Consider the following 22,601-nt stretch of genomic DNA (forward strand, 5'->3'; position numbering starts at 1 on the left):
ATTATCTCTTTGGAATGACGAAATCTTTTATTTATATCTTTGGAGGTAAATTGAATGAGTTATAACACATTATAGCTGATGTTTGTTGAACAGTGGAGGAAAGAGAAAAAATAGAATGTTACAAATTTATTTAACGTAAAAGAAATATTATAAGACTATGTAATAACTAAGTAAATTTATATACAACAATAATGAGAAGAGCAAACCTTATTTTAAAGGGGATACAGAGAATATGAGTAAGTTATTAAAAAAGAAATCCGTTACACAATTGTTAGAGCATAATCAAAGCAAGACCTTAACGAAAACATTAGGAGCATTTGATTTAATTATGTTAGGGGTAGGCTCAATAATTGGAACGGGCGTTCTTGTGTTAACTGGATTAGTAGCAGCAAGAGATGCTGGTCCAGCAGTTATTTTTTCATTTGTACTTGCAGCAATTATATGCGGATTTATAGCATTATGTTACGCAGAAATTGCTTCCACACTCCCGGCATCTGGTAGTGTATATACGTACTCATATGCAACAATTGGTGAGTTTGTTGCTCATCTAGTAGGTTGGTCTTTACTGTTAATATATATCGTGGCAACAGCGGCTGTCGCTGCTGGATGGACAGGCTATTTCCACAATTTAATAAAAGGATTTGGATTAGAGATACCTAAAGCTCTAGTAACGATCCCTTCACATGGTGGTATTGTAAATCTACCAGCAGTAATCATTACATTGATATTAGCATGGATGTTATCCCGTGGTACGAGGGAAAGTAAACGAATCAATAATATAATGGTATTGATTAAAATTGGTATGATTTTATTGTTTATTACAGTTGGTATATTCTATGTAAAACCAATGAACTGGGTACCAATTGCACCATACGGTTTAAGTGGGGTTTTTACGGGTGGAGCAGCTATTTTATTCGCTTTCACGGGTTTTGATATATTAGCAACTTCAGCAGAAGAAGTAAAAGATCCGAAACGTAATCTTCCCATCGGTATTATTGCATCATTAATCATATGTACAATTATTTATGTTATGGTATGCATTGTTATGACAGGAATGGTTTCCTATAAAGAATTAAATGTTCCTGAGGCAATGGCTTATGTAATGGAAGTGGTAGGACAAGGAAAAGTCGCTGGTGCAATTGCTGCAGGTGCTGTAATTGGCCTTATGGCTGTTATTTTTTCAAATATGTATGCGGCAACACGAGTTTTCTTTGCAATGAGTCGTGATGGATTGTTACCGAAATCATTTGCGAAAGTTAATAAGAAAACTGGAGCACCCACTTTTATAACTGGATTGTCAGGAATAGGGAGTTCTATAATAGCTAGGTTTATTGATTTGAAAGAATTGGTTAATTTAGTTAATATCGGTAGTTTGGTGACGTTTGCGTTAGTTTGTCTATCAGTTATTATTCTCCGTAAATCACACCCAAATTTAAAACGTGGATTTATGGTACCTTTTGTACCTGTATTACCAAGCGTTTCAATTGTTTGTTGTGTGTTTTTAATGCTAAATTTACCGTTAAGAACATGGATGTACTTTAGTATTTGGATTACTATTGGGGCAGTCATATATTTCTTTTATTCGATAAAACACAGTAATTTAAATGAGGAAACGATCTCGAAATTACATGATAAAATTGCGAGATAATAACGAGAGAAAATTGTATTAATAATCATATTGATAGTTGAGTAACATAGAAGCAGTTTTTTGATATTTAGCAAGAAATAAAATGAAAAATCCTAGGACAGCTGAGTGCCTTTTTTAGAAACCTTGCCTGTTTTTCATGATTTAAAACTAATAAGGAGAGGAAAGTATGAGTGAATTGCATTTTATGAGTCTAGAAGAACTGGATAATGAATTAGAAAAAGATGACAGTGGTATTTATTTTATTAGAGATTATAATGACAATATTATTTATATAGGTAAGGCTTTTAGTATAAAAAGTAGAGTATTAGCTCATTTTAATAGTTATTCCAATATTAAGGAATATGTACATTTATTTAATAAAGTAGCGTATCTTATTGAAGATAGTTTGTTAAAACGCTCATTGTTACAAGTTACTTATATGATTAAATATAAACCAGTATTAAACAAAGAAGTCCAAAAAGAATTCCCAGAGTTATATACTCAATACATTAAGCAAACAAATAAAAAATCCATGTTGTTAGAAATGGATGAAGCTAAAGAAAAAAGGAATGAGTTAAAGAATAGATTAGTAAAATTAGTAGGCGGAAAAACTATGTTTTATGACATAATTTCTCTGTTAAACAATGGATATAACTATCATGTTCTCGCAAAAGTATTGAGCATAGAACTTCAAACTTTAATTATAATGAAAGAACACCGAAACAAATTTCCGATACCACATAATTATAAGAGGACAATAAAGCATCAAGATATAATGTATGCTTTATCTGGAAAAAAGAATTTAAGTACTTCAAGGTTAAACACTTAACTTTAAAGTAGTAAATTCGTTGCTTTTGTAGCTTTTATTGTTATATTGAAATGCAATGTACATTTGTGTTTCAAATTCAATTGGTAGAATAAGGGGAGGGAAAGGGTTCCCATAAAAGTACTAGAAGAAATTAGGTTACTCATGCGTAAATAGCATAATTAGGCACATGTTATTTATAAATATTCAAAGATACGAAAGTAATACAAATGAAATTCTTATTTCTGCTACTACAAGTACTATTGAGCAAATGAAGTATGAAATTGCTTTTGAACTAGGAGTCACACTGGGACCTGATACATCACATCATCTGCAAATGGTTCGGATCGGTGGAGAGATTACAAAACGCTTAGTTCGAATGGCTGAAAAATAGTTAACAGGTCAATACAGATTACACTAAGAAAATAATCCGTATATATACGGATTATTTTCCTTTAATTTACAAAAAAACAAATTTCGAAATTGAAAAGACCTCTCAGATTCCTTTGTAATAATCTTTTTTAGTTATGTTAATGACATAGGTATCTAAAGGTGATAAATTCGGTATGAACGATGTATGAGCCCTTAAAAGTGTTTTGGTGTTATTTGCAATTTTAATTCCATAATACTTAAGCTGATATAATAAAATGTTTTATGTCTAAATCGATATAAAATAATAATTATTAAGTGATATTTCTTTTTTTATAGAATAAGTAAAAACTGATACTGTAGTAATTACTGTTTTGAGATCAATTTACTGTGTACCTTAATTATTGAAGTTTTTTGTTGATTAACAACTATTGTATTTGGAAATTAATAATAAGTTTATCCCGCTATTTGCCGGGCAGTAAGACCCCGATTGGTATGGGCTAATAATCAGTGGGGGATGAACAAAACCCCCACTGATTAAAGTTTCACTTTATGTGATACGGTAATAAAACTAGCTAGTTTGCTATTCTTAGTATTTGTAAAGTCTATATATTTTTTCCTCTTTTGTGGAAAGTAAAACTAATGTTACGACCAGTAATATAGTGTCATTTTTTGAATATTCCATTCGTTTTTTATTTTTAGTTGATGAAAAGACCTTTCTCTCAATTAAATGTTTAATTGAGTACTTGAATTTCCTCTACCTTGTATTTTTCAAAGCATAGTGCTTCAAAAATAGCCGTATCGCTTTCATCTGTTTCCAATTTCACAACTTCTTTATTATCTTTTTCTAAAATTTGGAGCAAAATAGTTTTTCAGTTTCACATTTAAATTAGCAGTATTTATTTTTTGAATTCAATTTGTATAAATGATTGAATTGGAACTTTGACTGTTATTTCTTGCGGTGGTACAGTATCTCCTGTAACTTTCGCTGCATTTTAAACCTTTTTCCAGCTTGGTCCTCGCATTGACTACCACTGTATTTTGTAGTACTTCACTGTTTTCTCAAGTTCAATAATTATATCTTGTAGAATTAAGAAAAGAACTTAGTGTATTTCATTTACTTATCTACTCTGATATTTAGATGCTAACTACAATTAAATAATATATGATTTTTATAAAAAAGATATAGTAATATTTTGTTGTGAATTGTACTAATTTGATATTTTATAGTATTATTTGTCATGAATTATATCTAACAGAATATATTTTATGGATCTATAAAGGAGAATGTAATGAATACTTCTATCGATATACAACACTTGTGTGATCTTGCACATAAAGCATTTAATGCCCCTGTACATATTTTATCTGCAGACAGAAAAATTTTATATCATTCTACATCTGATAATGTTTGTAGTCCTTTTTATTCTTCAAAAGAAGAACATCTTAGTGATATTTATCAAGAAAACGATCCCTTTAACTTGCCACTTTTCCGAAGTAACAACTATCTTGAAAATTTTGTTCTAATTCATATAGAAAATCATGATGATATTAAAGGGACTATTATAATCGGTCCTACTATACATCCAAAAGATTCAGATGATATGATCATAAAATTTCAGAAAGAATTTAAATCAAATGATAACATTCAAGAAAGACTTGCCTATTATCAGTGTTTATCTGAGATTAAAAAAACTACATTAATTGATATGGGAATTTTATTACATTACATGATTTTCAATGAAAAGTTAGATGTAGATATTGTCTTGGAAAAAAATAGAGTACTAGAGGAAATTCCTAATAAAAATGTGAAACCTGATTTATATATTTTAAAACGCCGACAAAACAAACCTAAAACGCACAATATGGCATTAGTAAATGATTTCTTTTCGACTATTAAAGAAGGAAATAAAAAAAAGTTAATACAGTATATGTATGCGGTTTCGCAAGAAGATGTTGAACTTATGCTAATAGAGGATCCGCTCAGGAATCAAAAAAACCTTGGAATTATTGCGATTACCTTAGCCACTCGATATGCAATAGAAGGAAACCTGCCACCAGATATTGCTTTTGCTCATAGTATTTTATATATACAAACCCTAGAACAATTAGATAATGTAGAATCTGTAAAGCGATTGTCAGGGGACGCTTTACGTACCTTTGCAGATCGTGTGAAAGAATACAATGCAAAAAAGTATTCTTACGCGGTTACTACATGTATAAAACATATTAATAAAAATGTTTACGATGGAATATCTCTGAATGAACTTGCTAATCAATTAGAAATTACGCCTACTTATCTGTCTAAACTATTTAAAAAAGAAATGGGAATCACTTTCAGCGAATATATTCAAAGGGAACGAGTGGAAGAAGCAAAAAAATTATTAACACTTACTACTTATTCTTTATCAGATATCTGTGCTTGGCTTAATTTTAATGACCAAAGTTATTTTATAAGAGTTTTCAAAAAAAATACTAGTATGACTCCTAGGCAGTACCGTGAAAAATATACAGTAATATAAGCTTGTTATCTGCTGTCTCCAATGTAAAGACTTAAACATGGGTATAAGTATCCTAAAAAATAAAAATTCACTAACCATTATTTTGCTAAAGGAAACAAAAAGATAGAAGGCTGCAAAGTGTTTCAAGGAGGCTTTGCAGCTTTTTTGTAATTTAGAACCTACGTTTATAACGAAGATAAGTTTATAGATTAATATCTTCATATTAGATATTTAATAATGATGATATCAGGATGTTTTTTAAAAAAATCAACAATATAACATATATTACTAAATATATCTACATTTTATGCAATTATACATAACTAAATAAAGGTAAAAAAGTATAAAAAAACCTATTATATTATTCTATAAGTATTTTTTCTAAAATAAAATTTCTTGGTTGAGCTAAAATAGTTATTTTTAACCGTATACACATTAATTTGTAATCATTACAATTACAGAAATGAAATTTACGAATAACTATATTTATATAATTTTTTTGGTTCATATTTTTATTTAACAGTAAATTATCGAGCATAATCGACAAAATTTTTCTATTTACGCATTGAAAATTTAATGTTTTAATGAACAACATAACTGGTATGACCAGACAGAAAGGAGAAGGTTACGCTAATAGGAATTATAGTGAAGTTATAAGTAACATTATGTCTTTGATAATTTTCTGAATAGTAAATTTATTTACAAGAGGTCAAGAATCAAATTGGTAATAAACGTGTTCTAAGTTTCTGCATAACAAAAGTGAAGTTATTCCGCAATAAAAGTATAAGCAATGTACAGTATAATTTCACCTTTTGTTGTCTAGTAAGGAGTTTGCTGACAAAACTAAGAGGGATATTATCAAATTAAAATTAAACAATGTTATGACAAGATTAACTGTAAGCATTGGTTTATTGATCCTCACGATTCTGTAAGTTAAACCGCAACTTTAGGAAAGAATTAATAATTTACTACTCATAAGGTGCCTGATTCAAATATAGTTAATAAATTTTTGTTATTTATATTTAAAAAAATAGAGTATCGAAATGAGAGATAAATAAAATCCTTACATCCTATTAGAAGTAAAAAACAACGATATTAACGTATCTGAAAGATTTCTCCTTCTTATCCAGTTTACAAAGAGAGCGGTCGTACAAGTTATATGAATTAAGTTATAAAAACAATGGTAAAGGAGTGTACGGAATGAAAACTAAAATAATGACAGGATTATTAGTCACATCCATTGTAACTGGAGCAACTATTCCTATCAATACTCTCGCAACACCAATCGTTCAAGCGGAAACTCAACAGGAAGGCATGGATATTTCCTCTTCATTACGAAAATTAGGTGCGCAATCTAAATTAATCCAAACGTATATTGATCAATCTTTAATGAGTCCTAATGTACAGCTAGAGGAAGTCCCAGCTTTAAATACCAATCAATTCCTAATCAAACAAGATATGAAGGAATGGTCATCGGAACTCTATCCACAGTTAATTCTATTAAATTCAAAAAGTAAAGGGTTTGTAACAAAATTTAATAGTTATTACCCGACATTAAAATCGTTTGTAGACAATAAAGAAGATAGAGAAGGGTTTTCGGATAGACTTGAAGTACTTCAAGAAATGGCTATGACGAATCAAGAAAATGCGCAACGACAAATCAATGAATTAACAGATCTTAAATTACAGCTTGATAAAAAATTAAAAGATTTTGATACTAATGTGGCAACTGCGCAAGGCATACTAAGTACAGATGGAACAGGAAAAATAGATCAGTTAAAAAATGAAATATTAAATACCAAAAAAGCAATTCAAAATGATTTACAGCAAATTGCATTAATACCAGGGGCTTTAAATGAACAGGGATTTGCTATATTCAAAGAAGTTTATAGTCTTTCAAAAGAAATTATTGAACCAGCTGCGCAAGCAGGGGTGGCAGCGTATAACAAAGGAAAAGAAATTAACAACTCTATTCTAGAAGCTGAGAAAAAAGCAGTGCAAGAAGCAACAGAGCAAGGTAAAACTGCTCTAGAGATTGAATCAGCAAAAAGAGCAGCTCGTGAAGCAATTGAGAAAAGCAAACAAGGTGAAATAGCAGCCGCAGCCGCAGCAAAAACACAAGAGTATGACCTGATGAAGGTCATTGATACCGAAAAGATTAAGAAAACATTTGGCGTTTTTGCTGAAGTAAATAAATTAACAGCAGAACAGCGAGCATATTTAGATGATTTAGAGAAACAAAATCAAAAAATATATGATTTAACAACGAAATTATCAATAGCTGATTTACAAAAATCAATGCTTCTTCTTACACAAAATGATTTGCATACGTTTGCAAATCAAGTAGATTTAGAACTTGATCTACTAAAGCGCTATAAAGAAGATTTAAATCTAATAAAAAATAGCATTACAAAATTATCTACTAATGTTGATACAACTAACGAGCAGTCTCAAAAAGATACATTAAGACAATTAAAAAATGTAATAAGTTACCTTGAAGAGCAAGTATATAAATTTTGATATTACGTTTTTGGAAATCTATAAAGAGTATAAGTATTTAGCGAAAGAAGGAGAATAGTCATGAAAAAATTTCCATTCAAAGTACTAACTTTAGCTACATTAGCAACTGTTATAACTGCTACTACCGGTAACACTATTCATGCATTTGCACAAGAAACGACCGCTCAAGAACAAAAAGTAGGCAATTATGCATTAGGCCCCGAAGGACTGAAGAAAGCATTAGCTGAAACAGGGTCTCATATTCTAGTAATGGATTTATACGCAAAAACAATGATTAAGCAACCAAATGTAAATTTATCTAATATCGATTTAGGCTCAGAGGGGGGAGAGTTGCTCAAAAATATTCACCTTAATCAAGAGCTGTCACGAATCAATGCAAATTACTGGTTAGATACAGCGAAGCCACAGATTCAAAAAACTGCTCGTAATATTGTAAATTACGATGAACAATTTCAAAATTATTACGACACATTAGTAGAAACTGTACAAAAGAAAGATAAGGCAGGTCTAAAAGAGGGTATAAATGATTTAATTACTACAATCAATACAAATTCAAAAGAAGTTACAGATGTGATTAAGATGCTACAAGACTTCAAAGGGAAACTATATCAAAATTCTACAGATTTTAAAAATAATGTTGGTGGTCCAGATGGGAAAGGTGGATTAACTGCAATATTAGCAGGTCAACAGGCAACGATTCCACAACTTCAAGCTGAAATTGAGCAACTTCGTTCTACTCAGAAAAAACATTTTGATGATGTATTAGCATGGTCAATTGGTGGTGGATTGGGAGCAGCTATTTTAGTTATTGCAGCTATTGGAGGAGCGGTAGTTATTGTTGTAACTGGCGGTACAGCAACACCGGCTGTTGTTGGTGGACTCTCGGCTCTTGGTGCAGCTGGTATCGGTCTAGGAACTGCGGCTGGTGTCACAGCATCTAAGCATATGGACTCCTATAATGAAATTTCTAACAAAATCGGAGAATTAAGTATGAAAGCAGATCGTGCTAATCAAGCAGTTCTTTCGCTTACTAACGCGAAAGAAACATTGGCATATCTATATCAGACTGTAGATCAAGCGATATTGTCTCTAACAAATATTCAAAAGCAATGGAATACAATGGGCGCAAATTATACAGATTTACTGGATAATATCGATTCTATGCAAGACCACAAATTCTCTTTAATACCAGATGATTTAAAAGCCGCTAAAGAAAGTTGGAATGATATTCATAAAGATGCAGAATTCATTTCAAAAGATATTGCTTTTAAACAGGAGTAGAACTGAAATTTAAAACCTAAATTGGAGGAAAATGAAATGATAAAAAAAATCCCTTACAAATTACTCGCTGTATCGACGCTATTAACTATTACAACCGCAAATGTAGTTTCACCAGTAACAACTTTTGCAAGTGAAATTGAACAAACGAACAATGGAGATACGGCTCTTTCTGCAAATGAAGCGAGAATGAAAGAGACCTTGCAAAAGGCTGGATTATTTGCAAAATCTATGAATGCCTATTCTTATATGTTAATTAAGAACCCTGATGTGAATTTTGAGGGAATTACCATTAATGGATATGTAGATTTACCTGGTAGAATCGTGCAAGATCAAAAGAATGCAAGGGCACATGCTGTTACTTGGGATACGAAAGTAAAAAAACAGCTTTTAGATACATTGAATGGTATTGTTGAATACGATACAACATTTGACAATTATTATGAAACAATGATTGAGGCGATTAATACAGGGGATGGAGAAACTTTAAAAGAAGGGATTACAGATTTGCGAGGTGAAATTCAACAAAATCAAAAGTATGCACAACAACTAATAGAAGAATTAACTAAATTAAGAGACTCTATTGGACACGATGTTAGAGCATTTGGAAGTAATAAAGAGCTCTTGCAGTCAATTTTAAAAAATCAAGGTGCAGATGTTGATGCCGATCAAAAGCGTCTAGAAGAAGTATTAGGATCAGTAAACTATTATAAACAATTAGAATCTGATGGGTTTAATGTAATGAAGGGTGCTATTTTGGGTCTACCAATAATTGGCGGTATTATAGTGGGAGTAGCAAGGGATAATTTAGGTAAGTTAGAGCCTTTATTAGCAGAATTACGTCAGACCGTGGATTATAAAGTAACCTTAAATCGTGTAGTTGGAGTTGCTTACAGTAATATTAATGAAATGCACAAGGCGCTTGATGATGCTATTAACGCTCTTACTTATATGTCCACGCAGTGGCATGATTTAGATTCTCAATATTCGGGCGTTCTAGGGCATATTGAGAATGCAGCTCAAAAAGCCGATCAAAATAAATTTAAATTCTTAAAACCTAATTTAAATGCAGCGAAAGACAGTTGGAAAACATTACGAACAGATGCAGTTACATTAAAAGAAGGAATAAAGGAATTAAAAGTGGAAACTGTTACTCCACAAAAATAGGGAAATATTAATTCTGTTGTAAAGTGAACTAAAACATAGAAAGTCTATGATTACACTGTTAAACAGAAAAGTAATAATTGATAAATCCTTATATAACAGAAAGGCGGAGTCTCATTAAAGACTTCGCCTTTCAATTATATATAAGTATGATTCTAATAAAAGAATAACCTTGTAGTTTAATTGCTTTTTTTAAATTTGCAACAGAATCGGTTAATTTGAAGCTGATTATATACATTTTCTTTAATACTTAATGATTTGAAGACTGCTAAAGAAAGTTCAAACGATACTGATAAAAGGTGTAGAACTTATTTTGAAAGACATCGCTTTTTAATAAGATTAGAACTTGAAACCATACCCTATAGAGGAGGAATACGAAATGATGAAAAAAATCCCTAATAAACTACTCGCTGTATCAGCGTTTTTAACTATAACAACTACTTATGCAGTCATACCACTAGAAACTTTTGCAATTGAAATTGAACAAACGAACACTGAAAATATGTCTCTTTCAGCAAATGAAGAACAGATGAAAAAAGCTTTGCAAGATGCTGGTTTATTTGCAAAAGCTATGAATGAATATTCTTATTTGCTAATTAATAATCCAGATGTGAGTTTTGAAGGAATAACTATTAATGGAAATGCAGATTTACCTAGTAAAATTGTACAAGATCAAAAGAATGCAAGAGCACATGCTGTGACATGGAATACACAAGTAAAAAAACATCTTTTTGATACATTGACAGGCATTATAGAATACGATACAAAATTTGAAAATCATTATGAAACATTAGTAGAGGCGATCAATACTGGAAATGGAGATACTTTAAAAAAAGGGATTACAGATTTACAAGGAGGAATTCAACAAAATCAAAAGTCTGCAAAAGCATTAATAGAAGAATTAATTCAATTAAAAAATGCTATTGGAGAAGATGTTAGAACATTTGGAAGTCATAAAGAGACATTGCAATCGATTTTAAAAAACCAAGGTGCTGATGTGGAGGCTGACCAAAAGCGTCTAGAGGACCTTTTAGGACAAGTAAAATATCAGAAAGACATAGAATCTAAGGGATTAGACATGGTGAAAATCCCCTTTATTCCAACCTTGATTGCTGGTGGCATAATGATAGGTGATGCAAGAGGTAAGTTAGGTTGGCTAGAACCTGAATTAGCAAAATTGCGTCAGACTGTAGATTATAAAATAACATTGAATCGTGTAGTTGGAGTTGCGTTTCATAATATTAGTGATATGCATAGTATGCTTGATAGTGCTATCACTGCTCTTACTTATATGTCTACGCAATGGGAGGATTTAGATTCTCAATATTCGGGTGTACTGGGACATATTAGTAAAGCTGATCAAAAGGCTGATCAAAATAAATATAAATTCTTAACCCCTAGCTTGAATGCAGCGAAAAACAGTTGGAAAACATTAAAAACAGATGTTGTCACTTTGCAAGAAGGGATAAAAATTGCAGAGAAAAAAGAACAGGATTTTTTGAATCAGCTTCGTCCATCAAACGTTTTCTACTTTTATAAAAAAATTCATAACGCATACACTTTTGAAATAAAGACTGGAACAAATGCGCCAAATGCGTCTTATAAAGTTATGAATTTAACTAAAAACACTGTTCATAATATGTGGAGTGGAGGGGCTAATACTAACATGTGGGCTGATTGGCTTTCATTCAATCCAAATGATGAATTTGCGGTAGTAGCAGTAGTGGATGGTAAGGAATATGTTGTGTATAAAGACAAAGTACAAAATATAATGAACTGAATCTGAAAGTAACGAAGTAATTGGAGCTGGAGAATAAACTAGACACCAAGTTAATTGAAAAATCTCCTTATATCCTAGAATATTTTGCTCAAGAAAAAGAATTTGTTCAGCGAAAAAGTAAATATTGAACCAAGGAGTTAGTTGTATTATGTGTATGGTTTTACCGAAATGTTTCAAGTACATTACTCATACAATTATGTAGTTATCCTGAAGCATCTACAGGTGTTCTTATCGACCTTGAAGAACTACTTAGCTTCCTAAGTGGAGTGACTTTATGCAAAATTAAGTGAACGTTTTTGTACATAGATTAGTTGACATTTATATAGATTTTTTCCATTTTCAAAGATAGTTTTGTTTTTTATGTTATTTTTCAAAAATTACTGTTGAAGTTTCTATATTCATGACTCAGCATATAATCATTGTTTGATGAAATGACATACCACGTCCCTTAGAGTTTCATACGTATTACGATAACTTAAAGAAAAAAGATAATAGTAGTCAACGGTTACTATTATCTTTTTTGAACTATTTTTCATTAAAATATCTCATCTGCTGTGCTCCTTATTTACTTTTCCAGATTTTATCCTAGTTTAAAATTTATGCATTTGAACTGTTTATACAATTTGTAGGATTTTTAGCTTTTTTGTCGAATACACTTAATTCAAGGAGGGACATTACATGATTATTAAAGATTATTTCATCAACCTTTCTATTTTTTCTTTATTAGTTAGCGCAGCAATATTTATTCAAGTGTTTACAATTAATTCTAGTCGATATTTCGAAAAGCTCTATGGAGGGATTATTGCAGTTACGTTAATGTTCTTTTCTTTTCCATACATGGGATTTTCCTACGATCTTCGAGTTGTTCCTCTTATTCTATCTTTTATTTACTTTGGTCGTATTGCTGGTTGGATTACGTTAATTAGCATAATTGTAATGCGTATCTTTTACACTGGAGGGTATTGGGAACCTCCTGTGATTGCTTATTTAGGTATGGGGATTCTATTTTCTACCTTTAAAACTTATTTTAAAAAACTACGTCCTTTTAAAAGTGCATCGTTATATTTTTCTGTTTTTATTGGAATAAAGTGGTTAGTTGGCGTATTATTTAATACTACATTACTTTACACAGGAGGCCTATTATATATAGCGTTAGGACTTTTAATTGGGCTATTCCTTATGGAAGCCTACCAGAGATTGTATTATTTAACACAGGACTTATCTAAAATGAATCGAGAATTAAAAAAATCGAAGCAAGAACTTGCAGATACCGTACATGAGCTTCAAGGAGGAATTTTTAAATTTAAAAAAGTGGATAAGCACTTTATACACACTTTATGTGATGGACAGTTTTATTATCAAAACGGATTTTATTCTGAACAGGTGGTAGGAAAAAGCTTACGTACTATTGATGCTTCTATTGTTCCTCCACATTTAGTTCCACAATTGATGAAGTACTATCTTCAGGCATGGGAAGGAAAAGAAATTATATTTGAATTACCTTGGCCAAATGATAAAACTATTATTCTTATTGCGCTTAGGCCAATTAAACGAAATGGACAAGTTATTGAAGTTGTTGGTTCTACAGTTGATATAACCGAAAGGAAAAAGGTAGAATCAGAATTAAGCGCTACCAAAGAATTATTGGAATCATTTATAAAGCACAATCTAGATGCTATTACCATTTCTGATCGAGAAGGGCATATTTTACAAGCCAATAAAGCTTATGAAAAGATATTTGGGTGGTCATCACAAGAAATCATAGGTAAGAGATTACCTTGTGTACCAGATTTTTTAATGGAAGAATCGCTCAAAAATATTCAGAAAATTCTAACAGGTGAATCTGTGGTTACTAAATTAGAAACTGTTAGACAAAGGAGCGATGGGAGTCTTCTTGATGTTAGTCTGACAGTTTCTCCTATACTAGATGTAAGAGGAAATGTGATAGCTTTATCAGCAATATGTAGAGACATCTCTGAAAGAAAACAAGCAGAAAGAGAACGGCATCGATTACACCGGCAATTAAGAGATAGTGAAATGAAGTACCGTGCACTAATCGAACAAGCAACTGATGCGGTATATGTAGTAGAGCTGAATGAAGATAATGCTCCAAGTCGATTTATTGAGGTGAACCCTGTTGGGTGTAGAAGATTTGGATATAGTAGAGAAGAGTTGCTCTCATTATCATTTTCAAATATAGTACCACAAGATTCTCAAATGATCGTAAGGCTATTAGAAAAAATTAAAAAGGGACAAACTTCCTTCACTTTGCAAGATGAATATGTTTTTCCAACAGGAAAAGTAATAACAACTGAGTTTAGTGTTCGTGTTTTTAACTTAAATGGTAAAAAGGTTTTCCTAAGTATTTCTCGTGATATCACTGAACGGCTAAAAACAGAAGAATTATTACGAAAATCTGAAAAACTTGCTGTTGTAGGACAATTAGCGACTGCAATGGCTCATGAGATTAATAATCCATTAACTGCAATGAAAGGGTTCATGCAATTACTAAAATCAACAGAAAATGAGAATAATCAGGGTTATATTAATATAGTATCATCAGAGATTGAGCGTATAGAGAGCATTACAACTGAATTTATGGCGGTAGCCAAACCACAGGTGGTAAAAATACAACATAATGACATTAGTGTGCTAATGGATCAAGTTTTAATGCTACTACAACCTCAAGCAATGATGCATAATATAAAATTTAGAATCGATCTTAACCCTGGTATTCCATTGATTTCATGTGAAGGAAATCAATTAAAACAAGTATTTGTTAATATATTAAAAAATGCAATTGAATCTATGCCGATGGGAGGAGAAATTCTCATTCAATTAAATATACTTGATAATAATCAAGTAAGCATTCGTTTTATCGACGAAGGGTGTGGGATTCCAAAAGAACGTATACCATACCTCGGAGAACCTTTTTATAGTATTAAAGAAGAGGGGATTGGCTTAGGGTTAATGATCTGTTATAAAATCATTGAAACACATCAGGGAAAGATATTTATTGAGAGTGAAATGAATAAGGGGACTATAGTTGAAGTCACTCTCCCTATTTGTACACTTCAAAATTAAGATATTCTCTTACTGAAATTTTTTAAGAAACCATACAGAATGTAATGCTAATGTTACTTAATGAAATAATAAAGAGAAGAACACTGGTAAATGTACCCTATAGAATAGACACTTGAAAAAGCCTGTTATAAAAACATCCTTTCTTTAGAACCAAAAGAAAGGATGTTTTTAATATTGTAATTTTTCTTGGGGACATTTCAAATTTTTACTCGTAATACATTTTTTAACTAATTTTGGTTAAGTTAGTTAAAAAGGTATTATTTTTAATGAGCATATTGACATATAAATATCCCTCATTTTTAAAATAGAAATTTCTAAAAACTATATATAGGTTCTTTTTGAAAGGAAGGGTATTATCAATTGAAACCACATGAAAAAGTACCTGTTCACTCTATAAAATCTTTGCAGGAATTAATGCAATTACTAAAAAAATCTAAAGATTTTATAACGTTGGAGATCGCTTCAAACAAATCCTCTATAGTCATTTCATATTTTAGAACCTTAATCGATGTAAATATATTTCATGAAGAGGTTTTAACTTATATAAAAGAGAAGAGCTTCGATTCATTACAAGATATTCGGTCTGTCTTACCCTTTGAAAATTCAAAAATAACAAATCAAATGGAAGATATTCAGGATAGTATTTTAAACGGCTATATACTTATTCAGTTCGATACAGATAAATTAAATGGCTTGTTAATTAATGTGGCAAAGAAAGAAAAAAGAGATATTACAAAAGCTGAAATTGAATACAATATTGTGGGTCCACAAATCGCGTTTGTTGAAGATTTAGATGTAAACTTAAATTTAGTACGTAGAAAGCTTCCAACACCTTATTTACAAATGAAGGAATTGAAAGTAGGCGCGCTATCTAACACAACCGTTGCGATTGTATATATTGAGGGAATTGTAAATGATCAAAATCTACAAGAAATTATAAAACGGGTGAGTCTAATAAAAACAGACCACGTTTTGGATAGCACGTATTTGATTCAGTTAATTGCAGACAACCCGAATTCTATATTCCCTCAATTTTTGAATACAGAACGTCCGGACCGTGTGGCAGCTGTATTAGCAGAAGGGAAAATTGCACTTTTTGTAGATGGCTCGCCTTATGCTATCACTCTTCCAACAACATTAATTGACTTTTTTTCTACGACAGAAGATTACACCATGCCTTGGATTATGGCCTCATTTTTTCGACTGTTAAGAATTTTTGCTTTTATCTTTTCTGTTTTAACGACTCCATTATATGTTTCGATCTTAACATATCATTATGAGCTAATTCCAAAAGAACTTCTTGAAACGTTGATTATATCGAGAAGTAAAGTACCTTTTCCTCCAGTCATTGAAGCACTTTTTTTAGAAATAACGATTGAATTACTGAGAGAAGCGGGGACACGTTTACCAACTAAAGTGGGTCTAACTGTCGGTATAGTAGGGGGTATTGTTATTGGACAAGCATCGGTAGAGGCAAGTCTTACAAGTAACGTACTTATTATCATTGTTGCACTTTCAGCTCTTAGTTCATTTACAGCACCAATATATCGAATTGGTAATACAATTCGAGTAATTCGTTTTCCTTTTATAATAGCTGCACACCTGTTGGGCTTATTAGGAATTGTTTTAACAAGTTCTTTACTTTTAGCACGCTTATTACGTACAGAATCATTAAGACGTCCTTATTTGTTTCCTTTTTATCCTACACGCCCTACAGATTGGAAAGACAGCATTATCCGTTTGCCAATCTCAGCGATGTTCCGACGCCCAATTTTTTCAAGATCTAAACAGCGTTTTCGTTTTAATCCAGAAGAGGTAGAGAAAAATAAAATCAAATCACGAAATGATTTTGATGATTGAAATTAACAGGGAGGAGCATTATGAAACAGGTCCCAATTGAGTATCAAGTCTCTCCATATATGGTGTTTTTTTTAATTATTACTATACAGATGGGGGTTGGTATGCTTGGTTTTGAAAGGATTAGTGCAAAATTAGTTGGAAATGATGCGTGGATTAGTACGCTACTTTTTGGAATATCTGTTAATCTTATGATTTGGATCATATATCAGATTTTAAATTAGGGTAATGGAGACATCATTGCAATCAATCAAGACGTACTTGGAAAATGGATTGGTGGATTGTTCAACTTCATTTTTTTATCCTATATTGTATTGTTAGGTGCAACAACACTACATACTTATATCGAAGTAGTACATGTTTGGATGTTTCCTTCCATTTCATCTTGGGTTATAGCTGGGGCTTTTTTAGGCTTATGTTATTACATTGTGACTGGAGGATTTCGTGTAGTTGCCGGAATTGGCTTCTTTGGAATCGTTATCCCAAGCATTCTAATCTTCACATTTTTTTATCCTTTGCAGTATGCAGATTTTCGAAATTTATTTCCAATTGCACAGCATTCATTCCTAGAAATTATGAAAGGAATGAAAGGAAATATGTTTAGTTTTTTTGGATTTGAAATGTTATTGTTGTACTACCCATTTATTAAAAAGGCAAGAAAGTCTCAAAAATATGCGCACTATGCAAATTTAGTAACGACTATTGTCTACACATACCTTATGATTTTAACTCTTGCGTTTTTTAGTGAAAAACAACTCGCGAGCGCGATATGGGCATATTTAAGTATGATTAAAATTATACAATTTCCCTTTATAGAGCGGTTTGAATACATTATTGTTTCTGTTTGGGCTTTTTTTATATTACCTAACGTTTCCTTTACATTGTGGGGAGTAAGTCGTGGTATAAAAGAGGCGCTGGGGATAAAGCAAAAATATGTTTTGCCAGTTATCATCGTATTCATCTTCGTTTTATCATTTTTCTTGAATAACCGTAATAAAATTAACTTATTAAATACTTGGACAGGTCAAATTGGCTTTATATATATATATGTATACTTACCTGTACTATGGCTAATTCAAACCGCCAAAATAAAGTTAAGGAGATAAACATGAAGCGATGGATACTTTTCATTATAGTAAGTGTCTTCTTAATAGGTTGTGCTAAAACGAAAATTGTGGATGACATTGATTTAGTTCAAGTTGCGGCATATGATACTGAAGCAGAAGGTAAGCTAAAAGGAACCTTTGCGATTTCAGCTTATAAAGGAGGGGGGGAAGGTGAAACGAAAATCTATTCAGCATCAGGCCAGACTGGTAGAGAAGTTCTTGCAAGAGCATCCGAAAAATCTTCTGGACCTCTAGAGTTGGGTCAATTGCGTGTGATTATATTTAATGAAAAAATAATTGAAAAGGGAATGCAGGAAATTTTAGAGACTTTGAACCGAAATCCTAGTGTAGGAAATGCAATTTATTTAGCAATTACAAATGTAAAAGGGGAATCACTATTAAAGGGGAACTATTCTAAAGAAAAAGAAATTTCTTCCTATCTATCCTCTTTACTGGAGCAAAATATGGACAACGGAACGCAGCCAAAAACAAATTTTTTTATGTTTTTAAACCAACTTAATGATGATGCGAGAGATTCATATTTACCGATGATATCTAAAAAAGGTAACGTGTTGGAGTTAAATGGAATAGCACTTTTTAAAAGATGTAAAATGGTTGATAAAGTGAACCCTAAAGATTTATTTGTATTTAAATTGTTGACAGATAATTTTAAACAAGGTACATACCAATTCAAATTACCTGGTTCTTCAAATACTTACGCCACGATAGAGAATATAAAAGCTAGAACAAAATATAAGATGGAGGGGAATAGTAAGCATCCATTCGTAAATGCTCATATTCAAGTTAAAGCTGAAATTCAAGAATTTACAAAAACAAAAAATCTAGATAATCCTAAAGAAATAAAAAAATTAGAAAAAATTATGGAAACAGAAATAGAAAAAAAGGCAACTACATTGATAAAGAGATTTATTAAAAAAGACACAGATCCTATAGGACTTAGAAAGCTTGGTAGAACTCACGTAAGAAAATGGAACAGTCAAGAATGGGAAGAATCCTATAAACATTTACGTTTTCGTGTAACAGCTGATGTAACAGTAACCCAATCTGGTGTTACAGAATAAATAAATCAAATAAGATATGGAAAATTTCAATAAAAAATATAGTCTCGCAGGAGATTAGGGAGAAGAGAAACTATTAACAAAGTATTTCATAAACATTAAGATGCTTTGTTAATAGTTTTTATACTTTTATAGCCAATATCACCTATGGTAAACATTAGCATTCCATCACGTATAACTTCATAAGCTTTAGATTGATGACAATGTATGACGTCCCCAGGAAGCTATCTTATTTGTTGCACATACATAAAATGTTACTCCACTGTCTTTCAAATATATGTTTATTGTATAAAAGACACATGCCGAAATGGAACTGAAATGAATGATAATTAATAAAGCATATAACTCTCGTATCTATCCAAATAAAACACAAGCAACTGTAATTGTAATACTATATGGGAACATTATTAAATTTGAACGATATTAACAGAAATTTGTTGATAATTAGTTAAAAAAGTATTGTACGATTAAATGTAGTATGTTACAGTTTTGTTACAAATTCATTACTCAGTGTTAAAAATATTTCTGTTTTGTTTCTTGTAATTTCTGTATTGTTACAAAAAACTATAGATGTTTTTATGTGTATAGGAGTGTGTGTAGTAAAGAGTCTGAGTAAAAATACGTGCACACTTTAAATTTCCTTTCTGTCTGAATGAAGAAGACTACCAACTAATTAAGGGGGTTAAAGTAACAACTTTAAATACAATGTGCTTCCTTTCCCACACACAATTTAGTACATATTTAAAGTACAGCCTAGTTGCTACACAGACTCTTGTACATATAAACATTAAGGTGAAATAGAGATAAGGATTTATTACATAATAAGCATTACTTAGCTAAACGTAAAAATATTATCTGTGCATTTTTATGAAATGTTAAAATGCCTAGATGATATTTTTTGAAGATTTCTTGGATATGTTTATGAATAACAATTTCTAATACTTAATGATTCTCTACAACTAAAATATCCGATAATTTATGTAATTGGATTTACAAGGTGTATGTACATTCACTTATATAGGGAAAATGAGGTTTTTCATATGAAGTATAGTTATAAAGTGTTTATATTTATTTGGACAATTATTTTATTGTTTTTTCTACTTTATTATGGTTACAGTGAAATTTCCGAAACTGAGCAAGTGCCAGTCATAACAATCAAAAAATAGAAGTAAAAAATATTGAGAAAACCAAATGAGATAAAAGCAGATACAGTAGAAAGACTACTACAGGAAGTAATTAATCGTACGAAGTTAGATGAAATATTGGAAAGAAAAACTTTAATGGAAAATAGGTTGATTGCTGCTTGGGGAGAAAATTATAAATTTCATAATCGGTATAAAGATATTCATGAATTATTCAGAGGTTACCATTTACACTACCTTAGGAAAAAAAGGATGTGTTAACGAGACACCCTTTATATTTAAGTAACGATTCAAGCCAATAGATTACATAAAACCAGAGCGGATTATGTATCGTCTTATTCGAACTACAAGAAACCATGAACGAACAAGTAAAGCGGGACTTACAGCAAACTGTAATGGTGAACCAGGAGGGGACGCATGGGTGTGGTGTTCAATTTGTCATGAAGAACATCCCGTTCTTTTCTGATATGTTTCAATATGATCAAGGAAACCCCTATCATTCCTTACCATTATGTCAGCACACATATATGGTATACGCTCATTTAACAGAGAATTATGTAGGGGAAGATTTATTTCTTCTGCAAAGTGCTGCAGCACTCCATGATACAGGTAAACCGTTTGCTGTGTATTTAAAAAGCTCAAAGGGTACTATTCGTATTACGGTCATGAATAGTACCCTTTGAGCTTGCCACTTTTTAATGGAACTTGGTTTCGAGTGGGAGTTTATTGAGAAAGTATTAATGATTACAGAGTTTCATATGAAGGTGTTACATGGGGGAAAGAGGCAGCACGTGAAATCTATCATTACTGCGGTGATGAGATGATTACGAAATTATATTTTTTCCGAGATGCAGATGCATTTGCAAAGTAGAGAGGTGAAAAAAAGCTTGTAAAATATCCACGAATATTGCACGTTCCTTGGTCGATAGGGGTACGATAAGGGTAACAAGTGATGACCGTGTTCTACAAAATATGGACGTATTTGAAACTCAAGATGTGGTCGCACTAGAAAAGTTAGATGGTGAAAATACATTCCTTTATAAAGATGCTATTCATGCAAGGTCGTTATCAAGTGATCATCACCCATCGAGAACATGGGTAAAAACGTTACAAGGAAGTCTGGGATATAGAATTCCAGAAAGACGAGCTCTCTAAGAAAGCAAAAGAAAAACTAGGTGTAAAATAATCAGTTATTTGTGATGGTGGATTCTCCTAGGTGGAGGGTTTACCGTTTTTTATTATATGTTACGTTGTAGTTTTTATATAAAGCATATTGAAAAGATAGGTTAATTCTTCTGGAATGATATCTCCATAATTAATAACTTGTACAATAACTTTTCAATTATCACTAAATCCATTCATATCAACAAATTGTCCCACATATCCCTTTGTAGCAATATCTTTTAAAGTAGGCTAAAAAATACCCTTTATTTTATCTTTATCTTATCTTTACCTTATCTTTAAATTTTTATATTAAACTTGAAACCTTAAAGTATTGATGTATAAGTCTAAAAGGGCGGGAGATAGATGTTCATTACATAGTTTATGATAACCAATTACCTTTGAAAAAATTGAATTTCTTATACGAGGAGGAATATATGAAGGATACAAGTAAAAAACAAATTATAAAAGTGTTCCTTATTAGTATTTTAGGTTTAGGAACAATACTTGGAATGCTATATTTTAATCATAAAACCAATATTCAACAAAATAAAGCGCTAGCCACCGAAAAACGTGTATTGCAATATGAGTCTACCTTAAAAAAAGAATTAGAAAAATATAATTTAGGAGAGAAAACACCAATTTTATTAGGAATTATGTATCAAGAGAGTAGAGGTGAGGGAAACGACCCTATGCAGTCATCCGAATCACTTGGATTAAAGCCAAATGAAATTCAAGAGACAAGCTTGAGCATTAAACAAGGGGTAAAGCACTTTGCTAAAATGTACAAGTATGGAACGGAAAAAGATGTTAGCATGGATACAATTATTCAAAGCTATAATATGGGGCCAGGGTATATTGATTTTATTGCTAGTCAAGAAGTTAAACAACACTCGGAGGATTCGGCCAAAAAATTTTCTAAGATGAAAGTTGATCAAAATCCAGCAATGTACACTTGTGGTGGAAATAAAAATAATTTTAGGTATCCATATTGTTATGGTGATTTCAAATATGCCACAAAGGTAAATGAAAAAACAAAACTTATTGAAGAACTTCTTCAAAATGTACATAGCTCTTCTAAATAAGTTGCAGAATGAAATATAATGATACCGTCAGTTATTAACAATA

Annotated in this window: 16 protein-coding genes and 3 pseudogenes; 17 read left to right on the forward strand and 2 right to left on the reverse strand. The window is 31.4% G+C overall.

Features of this window, described 5'->3' with window-relative positions:
* The first annotated feature begins 232 nt into the window (after window positions 1-232).
* The 3 genes from MR143_RS13185 to MR143_RS13195 all read left to right on the forward strand — a co-directional run bounded on the left by MR143_RS13185 (window position 233) and on the right by MR143_RS13195 (window position 2,826).
* On the forward strand, window positions 233-1,648 hold the full coding sequence (locus MR143_RS13185; protein WP_242280798.1) for an amino acid permease: 1,416 nt from the start codon (window positions 233-235) through the stop codon (window positions 1,646-1,648).
* A 166-nt stretch (window positions 1,649-1,814) separates the two neighbouring features.
* Window positions 1,815-2,456, forward strand: a complete 642-nt coding sequence (locus MR143_RS13190; RefSeq protein WP_001292181.1) for a GIY-YIG nuclease family protein — start codon at window positions 1,815-1,817, stop codon at window positions 2,454-2,456.
* A 166-nt stretch (window positions 2,457-2,622) separates the two neighbouring features.
* Complete coding sequence (locus tag MR143_RS13195; protein ID WP_000897402.1) at window positions 2,623-2,826, forward strand: alpha/beta-type small acid-soluble spore protein; 204 nt, start codon at window positions 2,623-2,625, stop codon at window positions 2,824-2,826.
* A gap of 709 nt (window positions 2,827-3,535) precedes the next feature.
* Here MR143_RS13195 and MR143_RS13200 read toward each other — a convergent pair.
* Window positions 3,536-3,664, reverse strand: coding sequence for a hypothetical protein (locus MR143_RS13200; protein ID WP_000939299.1), 129 nt, complete (start codon window positions 3,662-3,664; stop codon window positions 3,536-3,538).
* 429 nt (window positions 3,665-4,093) lie between these two features.
* Here MR143_RS13200 and MR143_RS13205 point away from each other — a divergent pair, with 429 nt between their 5' ends.
* From MR143_RS13205 to MR143_RS13260, 13 genes and pseudogenes are all read left to right on the forward strand, one after another.
* Window positions 4,094-5,323: a helix-turn-helix domain-containing protein gene (locus tag MR143_RS13205; protein WP_001097908.1), complete on the forward strand. Its 1,230-nt coding sequence runs from the start codon at window positions 4,094-4,096 to the stop codon at window positions 5,321-5,323.
* Between the two features lie 1,179 nt (window positions 5,324-6,502).
* Entirely contained in the window at window positions 6,503-7,822 is a 1,320-nt protein-coding gene (gene hblC, locus MR143_RS13210; RefSeq protein WP_000850238.1) for a hemolytic enterotoxin HBL lytic component L2, read from the forward strand.
* A gap of 60 nt (window positions 7,823-7,882) precedes the next feature.
* Window positions 7,883-9,103 (forward strand): hemolytic enterotoxin HBL lytic component L1, encoded by a 1,221-nt coding sequence (hblD, locus tag MR143_RS13215; RefSeq protein ID WP_000714435.1) that lies wholly within the window; start codon window positions 7,883-7,885, stop codon window positions 9,101-9,103.
* Between the two features lie 36 nt (window positions 9,104-9,139).
* On the forward strand, window positions 9,140-10,267 hold the full coding sequence (gene hblA, locus MR143_RS13220; protein ID WP_000591969.1) for a hemolysin BL binding component B: 1,128 nt from the start codon (window positions 9,140-9,142) through the stop codon (window positions 10,265-10,267).
* Window positions 10,268-10,643: 376 nt separating this feature from the next.
* The gene (hblB, locus tag MR143_RS13225; RefSeq protein ID WP_000976162.1) at window positions 10,644-12,044 is read left to right on the forward strand and encodes a hemolysin BL regulatory component HblB; all 1,401 of its coding nucleotides are present in this window, start codon (window positions 10,644-10,646) and stop codon (window positions 12,042-12,044) included.
* Window positions 12,045-12,064: 20 nt separating this feature from the next.
* Window positions 12,065-12,292: pseudogene (locus MR143_RS33705) on the forward strand (hypothetical protein); the annotation flags it as partial.
* A gap of 430 nt (window positions 12,293-12,722) precedes the next feature.
* Window positions 12,723-15,128: a PAS domain S-box protein gene (locus tag MR143_RS13235; RefSeq protein ID WP_000584308.1), complete on the forward strand. Its 2,406-nt coding sequence runs from the start codon at window positions 12,723-12,725 to the stop codon at window positions 15,126-15,128.
* Between the two features lie 360 nt (window positions 15,129-15,488).
* Window positions 15,489-16,988, forward strand: coding sequence for a spore germination protein (locus MR143_RS13240; RefSeq protein ID WP_000802293.1), 1,500 nt, complete (start codon window positions 15,489-15,491; stop codon window positions 16,986-16,988).
* Window positions 16,989-17,008: 20 nt separating this feature from the next.
* A pseudogene (locus MR143_RS13245) lies at window positions 17,009-18,091 on the forward strand (GerAB/ArcD/ProY family transporter).
* 2 nt (window positions 18,092-18,093) lie between these two features.
* Window positions 18,094-19,173, forward strand: a complete 1,080-nt coding sequence (locus MR143_RS13250) for a Ger(x)C family spore germination protein (RefSeq protein WP_000832856.1) — start codon at window positions 18,094-18,096, stop codon at window positions 19,171-19,173.
* Between the two features lie 319 nt (window positions 19,174-19,492).
* Entirely contained in the window at window positions 19,493-19,597 is a 105-nt protein-coding gene (locus tag MR143_RS33440; protein ID WP_002181550.1) for a helix-turn-helix domain-containing protein, read from the forward strand.
* 1,071 nt (window positions 19,598-20,668) lie between these two features.
* Complete coding sequence (locus MR143_RS13255; RefSeq protein WP_002181547.1) at window positions 20,669-20,995, forward strand: HD domain-containing protein; 327 nt, start codon at window positions 20,669-20,671, stop codon at window positions 20,993-20,995.
* A 289-nt stretch (window positions 20,996-21,284) separates the two neighbouring features.
* The gene (locus MR143_RS13260; protein ID WP_003301766.1) at window positions 21,285-21,467 is read left to right on the forward strand and encodes a hypothetical protein; all 183 of its coding nucleotides are present in this window, start codon (window positions 21,285-21,287) and stop codon (window positions 21,465-21,467) included.
* A gap of 108 nt (window positions 21,468-21,575) precedes the next feature.
* Here the strand turns inward: MR143_RS13260 and MR143_RS13265 are convergent.
* Window positions 21,576-21,698, reverse strand: a pseudogene (locus MR143_RS13265) (vancomycin resistance histidine kinase VanS); the annotation flags it as partial.
* A gap of 212 nt (window positions 21,699-21,910) precedes the next feature.
* Here MR143_RS13265 and MR143_RS13270 point away from each other — a divergent pair.
* The gene (locus MR143_RS13270) at window positions 21,911-22,558 is read left to right on the forward strand and encodes a lysozyme family protein (protein ID WP_061884177.1); all 648 of its coding nucleotides are present in this window, start codon (window positions 21,911-21,913) and stop codon (window positions 22,556-22,558) included.
* Window positions 22,559-22,601: the final 43 nt, after the last annotated feature.

The sequence above is a fragment of the Bacillus cereus group sp. BfR-BA-01347 genome (genome assembly GCF_022663835.1).
Classification (GTDB): domain Bacteria; phylum Bacillota; class Bacilli; order Bacillales; family Bacillaceae_G; genus Bacillus_A; species Bacillus_A thuringiensis_K.